This is a genomic window from Cytobacillus praedii, assembly GCF_001439605.1.
GTDB lineage: Bacteria > Bacillota > Bacilli > Bacillales > Cytobacillaceae > Cytobacillus > Cytobacillus praedii.
Genome location: NZ_LMBX01000029.1, coordinates 236 through 19905 on the forward strand (window position 1 = coordinate 236; position 19670 = coordinate 19905).

Genomic DNA, 19670 nt, shown 5'->3' on the forward strand with positions numbered 1-19670 from the left:
ATAAAGGTGCTCTTTTCTTGTTAATAAATGGTGGGAAAAATAAAAAGCCCCATTAAGGAGCCGATCAAGAGAAAATTTCTGGATTTGTTATTTTTCTTAATTGCTTTAAGAAGTATTTATATTTAGGATTACTTGTATCTGTAGAAATTAGGTCATGTTCACAGTCTACACAGATAAAAGAAGTGTATAGATGTATTCCTTTTCGTTTCGCTTGCTCGCAAATGACACACTTTTCCCCAATTTGCTTCTTTGCCACTAACATCCCCAACTACTCCACCTCCATACACCTAGTCTGTCCGGTTATGAATTGTTGTATACAATATTTAGAAAACTCGACTATAAACTCCCTTATTAGCTATTGTATGTTTTAAAAGTAATTTGATTGTATGTCTATTATGTAATTCTTTTACTGCTTACTAATGTTTATGAATTTAAGTAACAGTATCACTTTAAACAGCTATTTGGTAAAATAAATGGGACTCTAACAAAGATAATTGGTGATTATAAATGAATCAGAATAGAATGCCTTTATTCGAAAAGCTAAAAAGGCATGCCGAGCAAAATCCGGTGTCATTCCATGTGCCGGGTCACAAATATGGGAAGCTCATGACAGGAGATACAGAAAGTTATTATAAAGAATTGCTAAGGATTGATGCAACGGAGATTAGCGGGTTAGATGATTTGCATTCTCCGGAAGGAGTAATTAAAGATGCAGAAGGGCTTCTAGCACAATTATACGGTGTGAAAAAGAGCTTTTTCTTAGTGAACGGCTCAACCGTTGGAAACCTGGCGATGATCATGGCAGCAGTTAAGGAAAATGATATAGTTCTTTTACAAAGGAATTGCCATAAATCGATATTGAATGGGATTCAACTTGTAAAAGCCAATCCCGTTTTTTTAGGTCCAGTTTTTGATGAGGAATGGGGGGTTGCAGGGGGAGTATCTGCAAGTATTGTTAAACAAGCAATAGAAATATACCCACATGCAAAGGCGCTTATTCTTACATACCCTAATTATTATGGAATGGTTAATGAATTAGAGGAAATTATTAAAGTTGCCCATGGTCATCGGATTCCTGTTTTAATTGATGAAGCCCATGGGGCCCATTTGATTGGCGGAGAGTATTTTCCGCCATCTGCCATACAACTAAAAGCAGATATCGTTGTTCAATCGGCACATAAAACACTACCTGCTATGACAATGGGAGCATATTTGCATTTTAATAGTGAGCTTCTTTCAGCAGAGCATGTGAGCAGCTTTCTTCAGATTCTGCAATCTAGCAGTCCTTCCTACCCTATTATGGCATCTTTAGATATAGCAAGAAACTATTTAGCGACATTTACAGATAAAGATGTTGAATCACTAAAGCAGAAGGTAACTGAGTTTCGAAACGAGCTACAGCAGATAAAAGAAATCAAGGTGTTAACATATAAAGGGGGAATAGGTGACCCTTTAAAGGTAACAATTCAATCGAATACTTCGTTAAGTGGGTTCGACCTTCAAAAAATATTTGAAAATAAAGGGATATATCCAGAAATGGCTGACCCTTATAATGTTGTTCTTGTATTCCCATTATTAAAGTATGGAATGGAATATCCGTTAAGGGATATCATTACTCGTCTCCAGTCTGCATTGGAATCTGCTTCATATACCAAAGTGGTGAAAGAAAAGGCTTCGTACAATATTCCTCATATTTCAAAATTGGCATTGAATGCAGATGAACAAGCACGATTAGAAAAAATGAATATTTCGGTGGAGGAGGCCATTGGAAGAATAAGTGCACAATTAATTATTCCATACCCGCCTGGGATCCCCTTATTATTTCCTGGGGAAATAATAAGAGCAGATACAATCGAACATATTGAATTACTAAGAGCGTCCGGGGCTAGATTTCAAGCAAATGGGGACCTAATAGATGGAAAACTAACAATATATATAACCTGACTAAATTTATTATAATTGAATCATCATGGGGGTTACCAAATGGAAAAAGGGATTTTTATTACAGCAGAAGGACCGGAGGGAGCAGGAAAGACAACAGTCATCGGAATGCTTTCACACAAACTTGAAGAAGAAGGATATCAGATCCTCCTAACGAGAGAACCTGGGGGAATAGAAATCGCTGAACAAATACGAAGGGTCATTCTAGATAGAAAGAATACACAAATGGATGCTCGAACAGAAGCTTTATTGTATGCAGCCGCAAGAAGACAGCATCTAGTTGAAAAGGTTATCCCTGCTCTTGAAAAAGGATACATTGTATTATGTGATCGATTTATTGATAGCTCCTTAGCTTATCAGGGCTATGCTCGCGGGTTAGGGGTTGAAGAGGTGTTTTCCATTAACCGCTTTGCAATAGAAGATATGATGCCGAAACTTACATTGTATTTTGATATTGAACCAGAGGTTGGGCTTGAAAGAATAAACAAGCATAAAAATCGAGAAGTCAATCGTCTTGATTTAGAAGATCTTGAATTTCATCATAAGGTTAGAGAAGGATATGCAAAGTTAATGAAGGAATATCCCGAGCGAATGGTTAAAATAAATGCCTCCCAGCCGATTGAATCCGTTTTAAGGGAAGCTGAATCAAGAATAATGGAAATTATTCAGAAAGCAAGTGACAATGACCTTAAAGAGTAATCTTTAAGGCCATTTTTCTAACCAAAAAAAATTCCCATTTATCGACAATGAATTAAATATGTTTGATTCCTTAATAATTGGTATAATGTAGATAGGAATAATTATGGAACAATGAAGGGGGCTGAAAGTATGAAACTTATATTAGCGGTTATTCAGGATCAAGACAGCAATAAATTATTAAAAGCATTGGTGGATCACAACTTTCGTGCGACTAAATTGGCAAGTACAGGCGGTTTCCTAAAGTCAGGAAATACGACTTTCATGATAGGTACAGAAGATATTCGTGTTGATAAAGCATTGCAAATAATAAAAGAAAATTGTCAGTCAAGAGACCAGCTAGTTGCCCCAATCTCTCCAATGGGAGGAAATGCCGATTCGTATGTGCCATATCCAGTAGAGGTGGAGGTTGGCGGTGCAACCGTATTTGTATTGCCAATTGAAAATTTCCTCCAGTTTTAGATGGAAGGGTACCGTGGAGGATTATGATGAAAATTAATCAAGAACTTCGTTTAAACATGGATAAAGTGAGACCTGAGCAAAAGCATTTAGGCAGTGGCGGAGCTAAGTTTTCTGGTCTAGTTCAAAAGCAAGATCAAAAAATGCAAAATATGCAGCTGCAACAGCTGCTAAAGGATATCAATTTAGCTGGAGACAGGCTTGGACGATCAAGAACTTTTAAAGACTTAGCTAAATTTAAAACATTAGTGAAACGTTTTGTGAAAGAGGCGGTTGATTATGGGATGGAGTTGAAGCAATCCCATAGCTGGAATCAATTTGGGCAGGGAAGATCTTTACGAGTTGTTGAAACGATTGATAATAAGCTAGTTGAGTTAACAGAGGAAGTTATGAAAAAAGAAGAATCTTCTATAGATATATTAGGGAAAATTGGAGAAATAAAAGGACTTTTGATCAATATATATACGTAAGTGGTGATGGAATTGGCGAAAACATGGGAACAGCTACAGGAAATTCAGCCTATCGTTTTAAAAATGTTAAAAAATAGTATATTAAAGGGGCGGCTTGCCCATGCCTATTTATTCGAGGGAATGAAGGGGACTGGAAAACGTGAGGCAACTACGCTATTGGCGAAAAGTATATTTTGCCAATCCCTTGTAGAAGGTTATATCCCATGTGAAACCTGCCTAAACTGTAAAAGAATTAACAACGGAAACCATCCAGATGTCCATCTTGTTGAACCAGATGGACAGTCTATCAAGAAATCTCAGATTCACTCGCTGCAAGAAGAGTTTTCGAAAACAGGGGTTGAATCGAATAAGAAATTATACATGATTGTACATGCGGACAGAATGACAGTAAATGCAGCAAACAGTTTATTAAAATTTCTCGAAGAGCCACATCCTCACACCATTGCCATTTTGATGACAGAACAGTCTCAGCAAATACTCCCTACTATTCTTTCTCGCTGTCAAACTATTTCATTTAAGGCCCTTTCTTCTTATCAAATGATTGAAACGCTTACATCAAATGGAGTGGATCGATTTACGGCGCCAATACTTGCCCAGATTACCAATAATTTAGATGAAGCACTCGAATATAGTCGAAATGAATGGTTTGTACAAGCGCAAAAAATAGTGTTAAAATTACATGAAGTGCTTAAAAAAAACCCGCTTGAAGCAATGGTAACCCTTCAGGAGGAATGGTTTTTTCACTTTAAAGAGAAAGAACAAATGGATTATGGTTTAGATCTATTATTACTTATTTTTAAGGATTTATTATATATTCAGGTAGGCAAACAGGATCAAGCTGTTTTTCAAAACGAAAAAATCCGCTTTGAGCAGTTTGCCTTGCAATCCTCGAGCAGGCGTATATCAGAGCAGATGACAGCCATTTTAGAAGCAAAAAGGAAATTGCAAGCAAATATGAATCCGCAGCTGCTAATGGAACAGCTTGTATTGAAATTGCAGGAGGGGTCTTCATTTGTATGATGTCGTAGGAGTCCGCTTTAAAAAGGCGGGAAAAATATATTATTTTGATCCCGGTGGATTAATGATTGCAAAGGATGACTTTGTAATTGTTGAAACCGTTCGAGGAGTGGAATATGGGAGGGTAGTAGTAGCTCCGAAAAAGGTTGATGAGCATGATGTTGTCCTTCCATTAAAGAAAGTCCTCCGAATTGCGGATCAAAAGGATCGAATGATTGTTGAAGAAAATAAACAAGCGGCAAAGGAAGCCTATGAGGTTTGCTGTGAAAAGGTAAATACACATCAACTTGATATGAAACTAGTTGATGTTGAATATACATTCGATCGTAATAAGGTGATATTTTTCTTTACTGCTGACGGAAGAGTCGATTTTCGTGAATTAGTAAAGGATTTGGCAGCCATTTTCCGGACAAGGATTGAATTGCGCCAAATAGGGGTAAGAGATGAGGCGAAAATGCTTGGGGGAATAGGCCCCTGTGGAAGAATGCTATGCTGCTCTACTTTTTTAGGCGACTTTGACCCTGTGTCAATTAAGATGGCGAAGGATCAAAATCTATCATTAAATCCAACAAAAATCTCAGGGCTTTGCGGAAGATTAATGTGCTGTTTAAAATACGAGAATGATGAATATGAGGCAGCTAAAGAACAGCTGCCGGATGTAGGTGAATGGATTGAAACACCAGATGGACCTGGGAAAGTAGTAGGGTTAAATATTCTTGAACGAGTGCTTCAGGTCGATGTGACTTCACAGGAACGAGTGTTAGAATATACACATGATGAAATATTAAAACAGGATGCTGTATCAGTTCAATCCACAGATTAATGAGGTGGAACACGTGGATAAAAAAGAAATCTTTGACTCAGTAAGTAGTATGGAAGCCCAAATCGGACATTTATATCAGCAGCTTGGTGAGTTAAAGCAGCATTTGGCAGAAATACTTGAAGAGAATAATTCTTTAAAACTGGAAAATAATCATCTAAGACAACATTTAGAATTGCGAACAGATGAGGTAGAAAAGCCGAACAAAAAGAGTCAAACAGCAAATGCGAAAGTAGAGTCAGCGGCAGAAAAGCTGATTGATATAGGGGAAGGCTACGATAACCTTGCCCGTTTGTACCAGGAAGGCTTTCATATTTGTAATCTGCATTTTGGGAGCCCGCGGAAAGAAGGAGACTGCTTGTTTTGTTTATCCTTCCTTAATAAGAAATAATCATGATGGCCTTCCTATCAAAGGAAGGCTATTTTTAAAGACAAGAAAATATAACAATGAATCAGAGTTTTAAATAGTGTAAGCAGCCTATCACCCGTCAAACTTCAGGTCTCCTTCCTATGATATGTTAGCATCGATTCACCCACGTTCACCGTGCTTTCTATATCTCTTTCTTTAGAAGGCGAGGTGAATGACCAGCTACAAAGAATAGAATGGAAGGCGGCGTGAGATTGGCAGCTTTTCTAATTTGGACGGCGAAGATCAGGGTGCTTGGCTTTTCTGACTCGAACGGCCGTTAATACGATTTGGAGGAAAGTGAATGGACTTTTTACAAGGAGATGAACGTTTAGACTATTTGTTGGCAGAGGATTTGCGAATCATTCAAAGCCCAACAGTCTTCTCTTTCTCACTTGATGCTGTATTATTAGCAAGATTTGTGTATGTACCTATCCAAAAGGGGAGCATACTTGACCTATGCAGCGGAAATGGTGTAATTCCATTATTTTTGAGTGCAAGAACAAAAGGAACAATAACAGGAGTTGAAATCCAGGAAAGATTATACGATATGGCTAAAAGGAGCATAGAGTTTAATACTCTTCAGGAACGTATACAAATGATTCATGGGGATATAAAAGAGATGCCTAAGAGGTTAGGACACGGAAAGTATGATGTCGTTACATGTAATCCTCCGTATTTTCCTACTCCTTCTGCGGAGGAAAGAAATGAGAATGAGCATTTAGCCATTGCAAGGCATGAAATCTTATGTACATTAGAGGATGCCATACAAGTTTCCAGCCAATTAGTAAAACAAGGAGGGAAAGTGGCATTTGTTCATCGTCCCTCCAGATTTCTTGATATTGTTACTTTGATGCGAAAATATAGACTTGAACCCAAAAAAATTCAATTTGTATACCCAAAGCAAGGGAAAGAAGCAAATACACTGCTGATTGAAGCAACTAAAGATGGCAATCCTGATTTGAAAATATTGCCGCCGCTAATTGTATATAATGAAGAAAATGAATATACTCCAGAGTTGAAGGAAATTTTATATGGAAAATAACCACCATTATTTTTACGTGCTGCACTGTAAAGATAATAGTTTGTATGCAGGTTATACAAATAACCTAGATAGGCGAGTCAAGCTCCATAATGAAGGCAAGGGTGCCAAGTATACAAGGGGGAGAGGACCGGTAAAGCTGGTCTTCTCAAAAGCATATGATAATAAACGGGATGCATTAAAGGCAGAATATGAATTTAAACAATGGCCCAGGAAAAAGAAAGAAGACTTTCTAGTAAAGGAATCAGGTGGAATATATGTGGCAGCAAAAAAGCTTTAATAATGAGGAGCATAAGGGAATTTTGTATTTGGTTCCAACCCCAATTGGAAATCTTGAAGATATGAGCTTTCGGGCGATAAGAATAATGAAGGAAGCCGACTTTATTGCTGCGGAGGATACAAGAAATACGAAGAAGCTTTGCAATTACTTTGAAATTGATACACCTGTTATTAGTTATCATGAGCATAACAAAGAGGTGAGCGGGCAAAAACTGTTGGAAAAACTAGAGGCCGGTGCGAAGATTGCTCTTGTGAGTGATGCTGGGATGCCAACGATCTCAGATCCAGGTTATGAGCTAGTTGCAGCGGCTGCAGCTGAACAATTAACGGTTGTCCCTCTTCCGGGTGCAAATGCAGCTTTGACCGCACTGATTGCATCTGGCCTAAACCCGCAGCCTTTTTACTTTTATGGATTTTTAAACAGACAAAAGAAGATAAAGAGGCAGGAGCTTGAAAAGCTTGCCAAATTTACAGCAACGACAATCCTATATGAGGCTCCGCATCGCTTAAAAGAAACACTTACACTGATTGATGAACAGATGGGTGGTAGAAGGATTGTTCTTTGCCGCGAATTAACGAAGAAATATGAAGAGTTTATCAGAGGAACAGTAAAAGAAGTATTAAATTGGGCAACAAATGAGGAAGTTCGGGGAGAGTTTTGCCTGATAATAGAAGGTTCTTCAACTGAAGAAAACGAGGATGAAGAGGCATGGTGGGAAGAAATGTCTATTGAGGATCATGTTACTCATTATATTACGGTTAATGGGATGTCAAGCAAGGAGGCTGTTAAACAAACGGCTAGTGATCGCCAGATGAGTAAAAGAGAGGTTTACCACACATACCATATTAAAGAATAAAAAGCTTCTCAAATTTTTGAGAAGCTTTTTTTTTATACTAATTCAAATCTATTTTGAATTTCTTTTAATAATTGCTCTGCACCTTCACGGCTAACAATTAACTTGCCATTAGCTAAAGTAAGGTTATCATCAGAAACTTCGCCAGTTACTTGGCATGTCATATTTGGCTTATATTTTTTTAGGATGATTCTTTCATCATCCACATAAATTTCAAGTGCATCCTTCTCAGCAATATCTAATGTACGTCTTAATTCTATAGGAATAACCACACGCCCAAGCTCATCAACTTTACGAACAATACCTGTAGATTTCATTTAATATTCTCCTCCCAAAATATATGATTCTATTTTTTTAGTTATCATTGATTCGTCATAATTCGACAAAATTCATTGTACCTCAATAATACCAGTCATTCCAAAAAACGTCAATTAATTTATTTCTATTTTATTTGGTAAATATAGCCTTAAGGGAAAAGCTTGATATAAGTGGGTTTTGGCTATCATTTCAATTTTTTAACAGGGATTAATTAGCAGCTTGAATATATTCCTTTGTAAATATAATTCGACAAAATTCTAATGCTATTTTTCGACATGTATTATAGTATTCGAAGGGAAAACTAGTTTTATAGGGATAATTTTAAAAATTTGGATGAAAATAATAATTGGAAGAACATAAAAAAATATGTGTAATGTTATTTGTATGGCTTAATATGTTGATTTTGTTGCACAAATGCTAAATTTTAGGTATATTTTGATGATATAAGAGGTAAAGATGACGAATATAGAAGCATGAAAATCTATGCGTTTTTTATCGATATCTTGAATAATTTTCATTCACGTTTTTATTTGGCTAATTTGAAAAGATGGTGAAATATTACTATCAATTTGAGAGATTTGACTAGTGTTTACGTTTTCTATAGGGAGGGAATTTCATGGAGGAACAAGTAAAAACCTTTTATTTAACTACACCTATTTACTACCCAAGTGGCAATTTACATATAGGTCATGCCTATACGACAGTTGCTGGAGATGCAATGGCTCGTTATAAACGTATGCGTGGCTTTGATGTTATGTATCTTACAGGAACAGATGAACATGGACAAAAGATTCAGGAAAAGGCAGAAGAGAAGGGCGTAACACCTCAAAGATATGTTGATGAAATTGTTGAGGGAATCCAGGAACTTTGGAAGAAACTCGATATTTCTTATGATGACTTTATCCGTACAACACAAACGAGGCACAAGCAAGTGGTTGAAAAGATCTTTGCTCAATTATTGGAGCAAGGTGATATTTATTTAGGGGAATACGAAGGATGGTATTGTACACCTTGTGAATCATTTTTCACAGAACGTCAGCTTGATAATGGGAATTGCCCAGATTGCGGACGATCTGTAAATAAGGTGAAAGAGGAATCATATTTCTTCAAGGTAAGTAAATATGCAGATAGATTGCTTCAATATTATGAAGAAAATCCTTCTTTCATTCAGCCTGAGTCCCGTAAAAATGAAATGATTAATAACTTTATTAAACCAGGCTTGGAAGATCTTGCTGTTTCAAGGACAACCTTTGACTGGGGAGTCAAGGTCCCTGGAAATCCAAAGCATGTCGTTTATGTTTGGATTGACGCATTATCTAACTATATTACTGCACTTGGATATGGAACAGAGGATGACTCTAAATACAAAAAGTTTTGGCCTGCAAATGTCCACCTAGTTGGAAAAGAAATTATTCGTTTCCATACGATTTATTGGCCAATTATGTTGATGGCATTAGATCTGCCACTTCCTAAAAAAGTGTTTGGCCATGGGTGGTTATTAATGAAGGATGGAAAAATGTCTAAATCGAAAGGGAATGTGGTTGATCCTGTTACCTTAATTGATCGATATGGTTTAGATGCCTTGCGCTACTATTTATTGCGCGAAGTTCCTTTCGGCTCTGATGGTGTATTTACACCAGAAGGCTTTGTTGAAAGGATCAACTTTGATCTTGCAAATGATTTAGGGAATTTATTAAATCGAACATTAGCGATGGTGGATAAGTACTTTGATGGTGTAATCCCAACTTATAAAGATTCGACAGGCGCATTTGATCAGCAATTGCTTCAAGTTAATAAAGAAACGGTAGCTAAATATGAAGAAGCAATGGAAAATATGGAGTTTTCGGTTGCATTAACAGCAGTATGGCAATTAGTGAGCAAGACAAACAAGTATATTGACGAAACACAGCCATGGGCTTTAGCAAAAGATGAAGCAAACAAAGGAGAACTAGGCAATGTAATGGTTCATTTGGCAGAATCATTAAGAAGAATTGCTATTCTCCTGCAGCCTTTTTTAACAAGAACGCCAAGGGAAATCTTTGCCCAGTTAAATATTAATGAAGAAGCTTTAACTTCTTGGGAGAGCCTTGAGTCATTTGGATTAATTCCAGAGGGAACAAAGATCGCAAAGGGTGATCCAATATTCCCGCGCCTAGATCTAAAGGAGGAAGTAGAATATATCAAAATAAAGATGCAAGGTTCTGCTCCTAAAGTCGAAGAGGTAAAAGAAGAAGTGAAACCAGATAGTGAAGAAATCACTATTGATGACTTTATGAAGGTAGACTTACGGGTAGCTGAAGTCATTCAAGCGGAACCGGTGAAAAAGGCTGATAAGCTGCTGAAACTTCAATTAGACCTAGGATATGAAAAACGCCAAGTTGTTTCAGGGATTGCGAAGTTCTATAGGCCAGAAGATTTAGTTGGCAGAAAAGTGGTTTGTGTGACAAACTTAAAGCCAGTTAAACTTCGCGGAGAGCTTTCTGAAGGAATGATTTTAGCAGGAAGTAAGGATGGCGAATTATCACTAGCAACCATTGCAGAATCTCTTCCTTTAGGTTCTAGGGTAAAATAATAAAAAGTGAATAACATAGAAATGTTTCACGTGTAACATTTTACGTCGAACATTTCTATGTTTTTCTTTTATAAAATAACTTTGTAGTCAAATGTGTATCGATTTAAAGGGATATTACCCTTGAAATACTTATATCTACATAATTTTAGATATATTTGAATATTATTTCAAAGAAGCGATATTTCATTTGTTATTTAAATGATAAAAATGTAATGAAAAATTAATTTTTGATAAAAAGGAGTATTTTGATGTTATTTGACACACATGTGCATTTGAATGCGGATCAATATAAAGAGGATTTAGAAGAAGTTATCAATAGGGCGCTTAATGAGGGGATTTCTCGAATGGTTGTTGTTGGTTTTGATCGTCCGACAATTGAAAGGGCAATGGAACTGGTGGAGAAATATGATTTTCTTTATGCAAGTGTTGGCTGGCATCCTGTTGATGCGATTGATATGAAAGATGAAGATCTTCTTTGGATTGAGGAGCTTGCAAGCCATCCGAAGGTAGTCGCAATTGGAGAAATGGGATTAGATTACTATTGGGATAAATCCCCGAAGGATGTCCAAAAAGAGGTATTTAGAAGACAAATCCAACTGGCTAAAAAGGTGAAATTGCCAATTATTATTCATAATCGAGATGCAACGGCAGATATTGTTGAGATTCTAAAAGAGGAAGAGGCAAAAGAGGTTGGGGGAATCATGCATTGTTTCAGTGGAAGTCCAGAGACTGCAAAAGAATGTGTGGAGATGAATTTTTATATTTCTCTAGGAGGTCCAGTTACTTTTAAAAATGCGAAAAAGCCAAAGGAAGTCGCTGAAGCGATCCCGTTAGAAAAGCTGCTTATTGAGACAGACTGCCCTTATTTAGCTCCTCATCCATATCGGGGGAAGCGGAATGAGCCTAGTTATGTAAAGTTAGTTGCTGAGCAGATTGCAGAGATAAAGGGAATTTCTTTCGATGAAGTAGCTGAAGCAACAACGGCCAATGCAAAAAAAATATTCGGCATAAATTGATAGGGAATATTGTCGTTTTTTTAGATAGCCTGTCCTATTTTTTTCTATTTCTAAGAAGTTCTACATTTCCTTCTCCCTTCATAGGATAACCATGTCGATAAGTCTCTCTTTCCTTTCTATTGAAGTTTTTGCATAATAGGGAATAAGTTTGAGAGGGGGCTGGTTATTCTACTTGGAAAGAAAGATTACGACTAAATAGTTAGAAAGCTGTCTGTCTCCTTTGTGTAACATTCTTACTTGACGACTAAATACCAAGGAGTTGACAGCAAGCTCGATAGTCTATATAATCACTCCGAGAGAAAAGGAGGCGTTTTTCATCGTATTCAAAAACATGAAAAACCTGTTATCCAAGTCTTTGAGTAAAAAGAAATTAGCAATTATTGCTGCGAGTTTCTTAGTTTTTGCGGCGTCTTTTGGCTTCTTAATCTTTGAAACTACTAAGAAAACAGTGGCAATTACATTAGACGGGCAAGAAAAAAATATTAAAACTCATGCGGCAACGATAAGTGAGTTATTCGCAGAGCTAGAAATTTCTTTACACTCAGAGGATTATGTGTTTCCAGCAAGAGACACAAAGGTGGAAAATAATTTAGAAGTTGTTTGGAAGCCGGCAAAACAGGTTCACATTGTAAAAGACAACGAGAAGAAAACGATTTGGACAGTATCCGAAACAGTTGAAGAGCTTTTGAATGAACAGAAGATTGCCTTATCTGAACATGACAAAGTTCAACCAAATCTTGAAAACAAAATAAAAAATCATTTAGAGATAGAAATAGATACAGCATTTCCGATCACTTTGTCTGATGGCGGAAATGAGAAACAGGTATGGTCAACTTCGACTACGGTCGCTGACTTTTTATCACAACAGGGGATTACACTAGGAGAGTTAGATCGTGTTGAACCGAAAACAGAAGAAAAAGTCAAAGAAAATGACGTGATTCAGGTCATTCGAGTAGAAAAGGTCACCGATGTAGTGGAAGAACCAATAAAGTTTGCTGTTGTAACGAAAAAGGACAGCAGTATGAACAAAGGGACAGAGAAAGTTGTTACACAAGGGAAGGAAGGCCTTCTAAACAAGGAGTTTGAAGTTGTTCTAGAAAACGGCAAAGAAGTTTCCAGAAAATTAATTAGTGAGAAAAAAGTCAGAGAAAAAACAGATAAAGTAGTTTCTGTTGGATCGAAGACAGTCAATTATGTTGTGTCTCGAGGAAATGAATCAGGCGGCAAGGAAATTTATGTCTCCTCAACAGCATATACAGCAAATTGTAATGGTTGTTCAGGGAATACTGCAACAGGCATTAACTTGAGAGCTAATCCAAATTTAAAAGTGATTGCAGTGGATCCAAGAGTGATTCCATTAGGAACTAAAGTATATGTTGAGGGCTATGGGTATGCTGTAGCTGCTGATACTGGATCCGCAATCAAAGGAAACAAAATTGATGTATTCTTCTCATCTAAATCGGAAGCTTACCGCTGGGGCCGTAAGACAGTTAAAATTAGAATTCTAAATTAATAGTATTATTCACAATGCAGGGGCTTTTAAAACCTCTGCATTTTTGTTTTTTCCATTCGGGAGTTTTTCATATATAATAAAAGTCATTATTTAATGTTCATCTATATAGACGATTTACATTACAAAAATGTTTCAAGTTTTTATCAAATATTTTATTTAATGATACGAAGGATAACTTTGGAATTAGAGAATAGCAACAGCGCCTATTACCAATCAAACTTCAGATCCCCTTCTTGCGATAAGTCAAGCACGAATGCGCTATCACTCTTCGTGTATCCTTTATCGAAAGGACCGGCCCTTACAGTTTGTTCGGCGATGGTCAAGACGCCTACGCTTTTCGTCGCCTTTAGGAGGAAATATGAAAATTAAAGAAATAATAGTTGTCGAAGGAAAAGATGATACAACAGCAATAAAAAGAGCCTTGGACGCGGATACCATTGAAACCAATGGGTCAGCAATTAATCTTGAAACGATTGAAAAAATAAAGCTTGCCCAAGAAACTAGAGGCGTTATTGTTCTTACTGATCCAGATTTTCCAGGACAAAAAATCCGTAATACGATAAAAGAGCAGGTTCCAGGCTGTAAGCATGCTTTTATAGAGAAAGAAGACGCTATTCATAAGTATGGAAAAGGTGTAGGTGTTGAACATGCCTCTCCCGAAACGATCCGAAGGGCTCTTCAAGCCGCGCATGTGATGCATGAGGAGACAGTGGAGGAAATAACGCAGGAGGATTTAATAACTGCGGGTCTCATTGGTGGAGAGGGTGCAAGAGAGCGCAGAGAAAAGCTTGGAAAGCTGCTGAAGATTGGTTTTGCAAATGGAAAGCAATTGCATAAAAGATTAATGATGTTCCAGATTAGCAAGGATTCATTTGCTGCTGCTATCCAAGTTATACGTCAGGAGGAAGACAATGCATAAAGATATTGCCACCCCAATTAGGACTAGGGATATTCTAGAAAAATACGGATTTTCTTTTAAGAAAAGTCTCGGACAGAATTTTTTAATTGATACGAATGTATTAAAGCGAATCGTTGATCATGCAGAACTAACGGATGATTCAGCAGCCATTGAGATTGGTCCGGGAATCGGCGCATTAACGGAGCAGCTTGCCAGAAGAAGCAAAAAGGTAGTGGCCTTTGAAATTGATCAGCGTCTATTGCCAATTTTAAAGGAAACACTAGCTCCTTATCCAAATACGAAGGTTATACATGAAGATGTATTGAAAGCGGATGTAAAAGGAGTAATTGAAAACGAGTTAGGTGAGATATCAGATTTAATGGTTGTGGCAAACCTCCCTTATTATGTAACAACGCCAATTATTATGAAGCTGCTTGAAGAAAAGCTGCCGATTAGAGGGATTGTTTGCATGCTTCAAAAAGAAGTGGCTGATCGAATAGCAGCCAAGCCAGGAACAAAGGATTATGGTTCCCTTTCGATTGCCATCCAATATTATACTGAGGCTGAAACAGTAATGATTGTTCCTAAAACTGTTTTTATTCCTCAGCCGAATGTGGACTCAGCGGTCATTCGATTAACGAAGAGGAGGGAGCCGGCTGTATCAGTAATTGATGAAGGATTCTTTTTCCAATTAATACGAATAAGCTTTGCACAAAGGAGAAAAACGCTCCTGAACAATCTTACGAATGGGCTGCCAGAAGGAAAACAAAAGAAGGAAGACATTCTTTCAGCATTGAAACAAGCGGAAATTGATCCTGGACGAAGAGGAGAAACTCTATCTATCGAAGAGTTTGCCCGTTTAAGTGATCAACTGTTACCTAGCTTTTCTTAAGGTCTGCATATGCAGGCCTTTTTGTATAGCGGGGATTCTATCCCAGCTGCTGACTGCGGATAACGCACATGTTTATGGACGTATGCATATTTTATGAGAGGAATATATTCGAATAGATCGCTCTTTATATGTATAGGGCTAAATGGAGTGACAACAGTGAGCATAAACATCATGGATATTGTCGGCAGAGTCTCTTATCAATGTGATATTATGTTTCGGGTTATTGATATACGTGAACAAAATGGCAAGAAGATTGCTATTTTGTACGGGGAAGATATTCGGCTGATTGCGGATGCGCCGCTTGAGGATCTGCTGGCGGTTAGCCAGTCGATGAGGGAAAAGAAGGCAAAGGAATTCTATACACGAGAGGAGCAATCTCTTCAGTTATTTCAGCAGGATGTAGATCTGCTAAAGCAAAGGCGAGAGTATGAAGCAACAGATGGATACAGCAAGGCATATAATTATTTTCAGATGCCCGGAAGAGTGCTGCATTTAGACGGTGACCCGGCTTATTTGGAAAAATGCTTATCCTTATATGAAAAAATCGGTGTTCCTGTCACGGGGATTCATTGCAATGAGAAGGAAATGCCAATAAAAATTGGGCAATTAATTGATTATTACAGACCTGATATTTTAGTTATTACAGGACATGATTCATACTCAAAAGCCAAGGGGAAAAAGGAAGATATTAATGCATATAGACATTCTAAACATTTTGTTCAAACAGTTAAAGAGGCAAGGAAGAAGGTCCCTCATTTAGACCAGCTCGTTATCTTTGCAGGGGCTTGTCAGTCTCATTTTGAATCACTCATCCATGCGGGAGCAAATTTTGCAAGTTCACCATATCGAGTGAACATCCATGCACTTGATCCAGTGTATATTGTAGCAAAAATCAGTTTTACCCCCTTTATGGAGCGAATAAATGTTTGGGATGTTTTGAGAAATACATTAACAGGAGAAAAGGGGTTAGGGGGAATAGAAACAAGAGGAGTACTAAGAACAGGTATGCCTTACAATAGAGAACAAAATACTGAATCTTGATTTGTAAGCCGTTCTTCATGAAACGGTTTATTTTTTTGTATGCAGAGAATATGAAGTATGCTTACATAATTTCATATGTATAGGGGCAATCTATAATTGTAGAAAAATAGAAGAAATTGCGGATTAAAATATATTGACAATCTTTTTTATTTCCTGTTATAATTTATATTTTTAATTTGACTCCATTGTGTCAACGTGATATACTTAACATAGTGAGGTGGACCGAATGGGAAAAACATTAAATGATATCAAAAAGGCTCTTGATTCAAACCTTGGGAAAAGACTTTTGCTCAAGGCCAATGGCGGACGGAGAAAGACGATTGAGCGTTCAGGTGTTTTAGCTGAAACGTACCCATCCGTATTTGTTATTGAGTTAGATCAGGAAGAAAATGCGTTTGAACGCGTATCTTACAGCTATGCAGATGTCTTAACAGAAACGGTTCAAATTACATTCTATGAAGATACAACAGGACAAGTTGCTTTAAATTAATAGATGATTTTGCTTCACATGGGGTCGCTGAGAAATCAGCGGCTTTTTTATTTTGTTTTTTAAAAAATTAGACACGTGATGTGAATGCAAAAAAGATTGGTTGACTGGAGAGGAAGGTGTGAGACTTCTCGATAATGCTGTCCCGTTTCCTTCATGCGATGACTATTCACAGTAGCTTATTCAACATCCCGTGAGTGGAAGCTCACCACTCGGAAAGCGAGCAACCTAGAGTGAAGTCAACATCTACCCTATATCTCTCATGAAAAAGGAAATTTGCCTCATACTATACATACACAGTGTGGAAGGGGATGTTAATCATAGGCAGAAGAAGAGGAGTTATGTCAGAAGGATTTAAAGAGGAGCTCGCGAAGGAATTAGGCTTTTATGATACTGTCCAAAAAGAGGGATGGGGAGGCATAACTGCCAGAGATGCAGGAAATATGGTCAAAAGGGCTGTCGAAATTGCCCAGCAAAGTCTTCAGAAGAGCCAGTAATCTTTTAATGACTGTTAAGCATGCTTTATTATTAACTAAATTGAAAACACTGTGTGAAACCGGGGTTATCTGCCCTGGTTTTTTATTTTGAAAATTCCGTGAAACAAATAATTTGTGACGAAAGTCAGATCAGAGGTCTTACTTTTGCTGTTTTGTGGTAAAATAGGACAAAAAATGGAGTCGTTGAAATATATAAAGTAGGTGGAAATGTGAAGCTTTTGGTGAAGGCACCAGCGAAGATCAATTTATCATTAGATGTTTTACATAAACGGGAAGATGGCTATCATGAAGTTGAAATGATCATGACAACAATTGATTTAGCGGACCGCCTAGAATTAACTTTATTAGAGCAAGATGAAATAAAAATTATCTCACATAATCGATTTGTACCGGATGATCAGCGGAATCTGGCTTACCAGGCTGCACTCCTTTTAAAAGAACGATTTCATGTGAAAAGTGGCGTAGAGATTGCCATTGAAAAGACTATCCCAGTTGCAGCAGGTCTTGCGGGCGGCAGCAGTGATGCAGCTGCTGTACTAAGAGGGCTTAATAAGCTTTGGAAGCTTGGGCTTTCAGTTGACCAGTTAGCTGAAATAGGAGCAGAGATTGGTTCTGACGTCTCTTTCTGTGTATATGGCGGGACAGCTCTTGCGACAGGCCGCGGGGAAGTAATTACGAAGCTTCCTGCTGCACCGACTTGCTGGGTCGTATTGGCCAAGCCATTTATAGGTGTTTCAACAGCAGATGTGTATCGAAGACTAAATATAAATGGGATTCAACATCCGCAAACAAAAGAAATGATTCGAGCGATTGAACAAGGAGATTATGAGGGTGTATGCGGTCATGTTGGCAATGTTCTTGAAGATGTAACATTTTCCTTACATCCGGAGGTAGCACAAATTAAAGAACAAATGAAGCGTTTCGGGGCGGATGCAGTATTGATGAGCGGCAGTGGACCGACTGTATTTGGACTTGTTCATCACGATTCTAGAATGCAACGGATTTATAATGGACTAAGAGGTTTCTGCGATCAAGTTTTTGCGGTCAGAATGCTTGGTGAAAGACATATGCTTGATTAAATCCGGATAATAATGATATATTATCGATAAAATATTCGGATTTATTGGGGGTCCTATGATGAAATTTCGTCGAAGCGAACGTTTAATTGACATGACGAATTATTTACTAGAACATCCACATCAATTAGTTTCTTTAACATTTTTTTCGGAGAGATACGGATCAGCTAAATCCTCAATTAGTGAAGATTTAGCTATTATTAAGGAAACCTTTGAACAAAGACAGATTGGTACTTTGCAAACAGTGCCAGGTGCTGCTGGTGGGGTACGGTTCCATGTAAAGGTGTCGGATGAAGAGGCAAGATCATTTATTAAAGAGCTTTGCGAATTAATTGCTAGCCCTGAAAGACTATTGCCTGGCGGGTATTTATATATGACAGATATATTAGGAGACCCAACCATTGTGCAGCGAGCTGGCCGCTTATTTGCTTCAGCTTTTGCGGATACAAAAATTGACGTGGTTATGACAGTTGCTACAAAGGGGATTCCTTTAGCCTATGCAGTAGCAAATTATTTAAATGTTCCTGTTGTCATTGTTAGAAGAGACAGTAAGGTGACTGAAGGCTCAACTGTTAGCATCAACTATGTCTCAGGCTCTGCTAAACGAATTCAAACCATGCTGCTTTCTAAGAGAAGCCTTGAAGAAGGCTCAAGGGTTTTGATTGTTGATGATTTTATGAAGGCAGGCGGGACGGTAAATGGGATGGTGAGTATGCTGGAGGAGTTTAAGGCATATGTTGCCGGGATTGCTGTGTTAGTTGAGGCAGAGAAAGCAGAAGAGCGTCTCGTAGATGAATATTTATCCCTAGTTAGGCTTTCAGATGTTGATGAAAAAGAGAAAAAAATCAATGTAGGTGAAGGAAATTATTTCAAAAGGTCATTATAAGGGGGAAAATCAGTATGAAAACGATTCAAACGAACATGGCTCCAGCAGCAATTGGTCCTTATTCTCAAGGAATGATTGTAAATAACTTATTTTATAGTTCTGGGCAAATTCCACTGACAGCTGATGGTGTAATGATCGAAGGCGATGTAAAGGCTCAAACGCATCAAGTATTTAAAAATCTCCAAGCAGTACTTGAAGAGGCAGGAGCTTCCCTGGATACTGTTGTAAAGGCGACTGTGTTTATTCAAAGCATGAACGACTTCGCAGCCATTAATGAAGTGTATGGGGAATATTTTCATACACATAAGCCAGCTCGATCCTGTGTAGAGGTAGCCAGACTTCCTAAGGATGCATTAGTTGAAATTGAAGTAATTGCCCTAGTTAAATAAAAAATAAAAAGCAAGCTTATTAGTTGATAAGCTTGCTTTTTATTTATAGGTAACAAGGTATTGTAGGCTGAATTATTTATAAATTAAAATTTTTTTGTATA

The 19670-nt window shown here is 37.7% G+C and carries 23 protein-coding genes; 21 read left to right on the top strand and 2 right to left on the bottom strand.

All coding sequences use genetic code 11. The features are described 5' to 3' along the window. Positions 1 to 64: 64 nt before the first annotated feature. Positions 65 to 268, bottom strand: a complete 204-nt coding sequence (locus ASU02_RS21775) for a sigma factor G inhibitor Gin (protein ID WP_057767534.1) — start codon at positions 266 to 268, stop codon at positions 65 to 67. A 239-nt stretch (positions 269 to 507) separates the two neighbouring features. Between ASU02_RS21775 and ASU02_RS21780 the strand changes: the two genes are divergently transcribed. The 10 genes from ASU02_RS21780 to rsmI all read left to right on the top strand — a co-directional run bounded on the left by ASU02_RS21780 (position 508) and on the right by rsmI (position 7987). Then, on the top strand, positions 508 to 1944 hold the full coding sequence (locus ASU02_RS21780) for an aminotransferase class I/II-fold pyridoxal phosphate-dependent enzyme (RefSeq protein WP_057767535.1): 1437 nt from the start codon (positions 508 to 510) through the stop codon (positions 1942 to 1944). Between the two features lie 39 nt (positions 1945 to 1983). Further along, a complete protein-coding gene (tmk, locus tag ASU02_RS21785; RefSeq protein WP_057767536.1) occupies positions 1984 to 2640 on the top strand; it encodes a dTMP kinase in 657 nt (218 codons plus the stop codon). A gap of 129 nt (positions 2641 to 2769) precedes the next feature. Continuing rightward, positions 2770 to 3099, top strand: a complete 330-nt coding sequence (locus tag ASU02_RS21790) for a cyclic-di-AMP receptor (RefSeq protein WP_053479333.1) — start codon at positions 2770 to 2772, stop codon at positions 3097 to 3099. Positions 3100 to 3125: 26 nt separating this feature from the next. Further along, entirely contained in the window at positions 3126 to 3566 is a 441-nt protein-coding gene (locus ASU02_RS21795; RefSeq protein ID WP_057767537.1) for a YaaR family protein, read from the top strand. 12 nt (positions 3567 to 3578) lie between these two features. Next, positions 3579 to 4586 (top strand): DNA polymerase III subunit delta', encoded by a 1008-nt coding sequence (holB, locus tag ASU02_RS21800; protein ID WP_057767581.1) that lies wholly within the window; start codon positions 3579 to 3581, stop codon positions 4584 to 4586. Continuing rightward, a complete protein-coding gene (locus tag ASU02_RS21805) occupies positions 4579 to 5406 on the top strand; it encodes a PSP1 domain-containing protein (RefSeq protein ID WP_057767538.1) in 828 nt (275 codons plus the stop codon). The genes holB and ASU02_RS21805 overlap by 8 nt, the downstream gene beginning before the upstream one ends. A 13-nt stretch (positions 5407 to 5419) precedes the next feature. After that, positions 5420 to 5794 carry a DNA replication initiation control protein YabA gene (yabA, locus tag ASU02_RS21810; protein ID WP_057767539.1) on the top strand — a complete coding sequence of 125 codons (375 nt, stop codon included), beginning with the start codon at positions 5420 to 5422 and terminating at the stop codon, positions 5792 to 5794. 319 nt (positions 5795 to 6113) lie between these two features. Beyond that, complete coding sequence (locus ASU02_RS21815) at positions 6114 to 6854, top strand: tRNA1(Val) (adenine(37)-N6)-methyltransferase (RefSeq protein WP_057767540.1); 741 nt, start codon at positions 6114 to 6116, stop codon at positions 6852 to 6854. Then, positions 6844 to 7131: a GIY-YIG nuclease family protein gene (locus ASU02_RS21820; protein WP_057767541.1), complete on the top strand. Its 288-nt coding sequence runs from the start codon at positions 6844 to 6846 to the stop codon at positions 7129 to 7131. The genes ASU02_RS21815 and ASU02_RS21820 overlap by 11 nt, the downstream gene beginning before the upstream one ends. Beyond that, complete coding sequence (gene rsmI, locus ASU02_RS21825; RefSeq protein ID WP_057767542.1) at positions 7109 to 7987, top strand: 16S rRNA (cytidine(1402)-2'-O)-methyltransferase; 879 nt, start codon at positions 7109 to 7111, stop codon at positions 7985 to 7987. The genes ASU02_RS21820 and rsmI overlap by 23 nt, the downstream gene beginning before the upstream one ends. 32 nt (positions 7988 to 8019) lie before the next feature. Here rsmI and ASU02_RS21830 read toward each other — a convergent pair whose 3' ends face one another. After that, positions 8020 to 8301 carry an AbrB/MazE/SpoVT family DNA-binding domain-containing protein gene (locus ASU02_RS21830; protein WP_053479341.1) on the bottom strand — a complete coding sequence of 94 codons (282 nt, stop codon included), beginning with the start codon at positions 8299 to 8301 and terminating at the stop codon, positions 8020 to 8022. Positions 8302 to 8918: 617 nt separating this feature from the next. Between ASU02_RS21830 and metG the strand changes: the two genes are divergently transcribed. From metG to ASU02_RS21885, 11 genes are all read left to right on the top strand, one after another. Further along, complete coding sequence (gene metG / locus ASU02_RS21835) at positions 8919 to 10874, top strand: methionine--tRNA ligase (protein ID WP_057767543.1); 1956 nt, start codon at positions 8919 to 8921, stop codon at positions 10872 to 10874. Between the two features lie 248 nt (positions 10875 to 11122). Beyond that, positions 11123 to 11890, top strand: a complete 768-nt coding sequence (locus tag ASU02_RS21840) for a TatD family hydrolase (protein WP_057767544.1) — start codon at positions 11123 to 11125, stop codon at positions 11888 to 11890. 331 nt (positions 11891 to 12221) lie between these two features. Continuing rightward, positions 12222 to 13403, top strand: a complete 1182-nt coding sequence (locus tag ASU02_RS21845; protein ID WP_057767545.1) for a G5 and 3D domain-containing protein — start codon at positions 12222 to 12224, stop codon at positions 13401 to 13403. 358 nt (positions 13404 to 13761) lie between these two features. After that, complete coding sequence (rnmV, locus tag ASU02_RS21850; protein ID WP_057767546.1) at positions 13762 to 14322, top strand: ribonuclease M5; 561 nt, start codon at positions 13762 to 13764, stop codon at positions 14320 to 14322. After that, complete coding sequence (rsmA, locus tag ASU02_RS21855; protein ID WP_057767547.1) at positions 14315 to 15193, top strand: 16S rRNA (adenine(1518)-N(6)/adenine(1519)-N(6))-dimethyltransferase RsmA; 879 nt, start codon at positions 14315 to 14317, stop codon at positions 15191 to 15193. Before rnmV ends, rsmA begins: the two co-directional genes overlap by 8 nt. Before the next feature lie 156 nt (positions 15194 to 15349). Beyond that, a complete protein-coding gene (gene yabG / locus ASU02_RS21860) occupies positions 15350 to 16234 on the top strand; it encodes a sporulation peptidase YabG (protein ID WP_057767548.1) in 885 nt (294 codons plus the stop codon). A 226-nt stretch (positions 16235 to 16460) separates the two neighbouring features. Further along, positions 16461 to 16724, top strand: a complete 264-nt coding sequence (gene veg, locus ASU02_RS21865; protein WP_053479348.1) for a biofilm formation stimulator Veg — start codon at positions 16461 to 16463, stop codon at positions 16722 to 16724. Between the two features lie 317 nt (positions 16725 to 17041). Further along, entirely contained in the window at positions 17042 to 17218 is a 177-nt protein-coding gene (locus ASU02_RS21870; protein WP_082631895.1) for a small, acid-soluble spore protein, alpha/beta type, read from the top strand. Positions 17219 to 17427: 209 nt separating this feature from the next. Beyond that, positions 17428 to 18297, top strand: a complete 870-nt coding sequence (gene ispE, locus ASU02_RS21875; protein WP_057767550.1) for a 4-(cytidine 5'-diphospho)-2-C-methyl-D-erythritol kinase — start codon at positions 17428 to 17430, stop codon at positions 18295 to 18297. 58 nt (positions 18298 to 18355) lie between these two features. Further along, positions 18356 to 19180 (top strand): pur operon repressor, encoded by an 825-nt coding sequence (gene purR / locus ASU02_RS21880; protein ID WP_057767551.1) that lies wholly within the window; start codon positions 18356 to 18358, stop codon positions 19178 to 19180. Between the two features lie 14 nt (positions 19181 to 19194). After that, positions 19195 to 19569, top strand: a complete 375-nt coding sequence (locus ASU02_RS21885) for a RidA family protein (protein WP_057767552.1) — start codon at positions 19195 to 19197, stop codon at positions 19567 to 19569. The last annotated feature ends 101 nt before the right edge of the window (positions 19570 to 19670 follow it).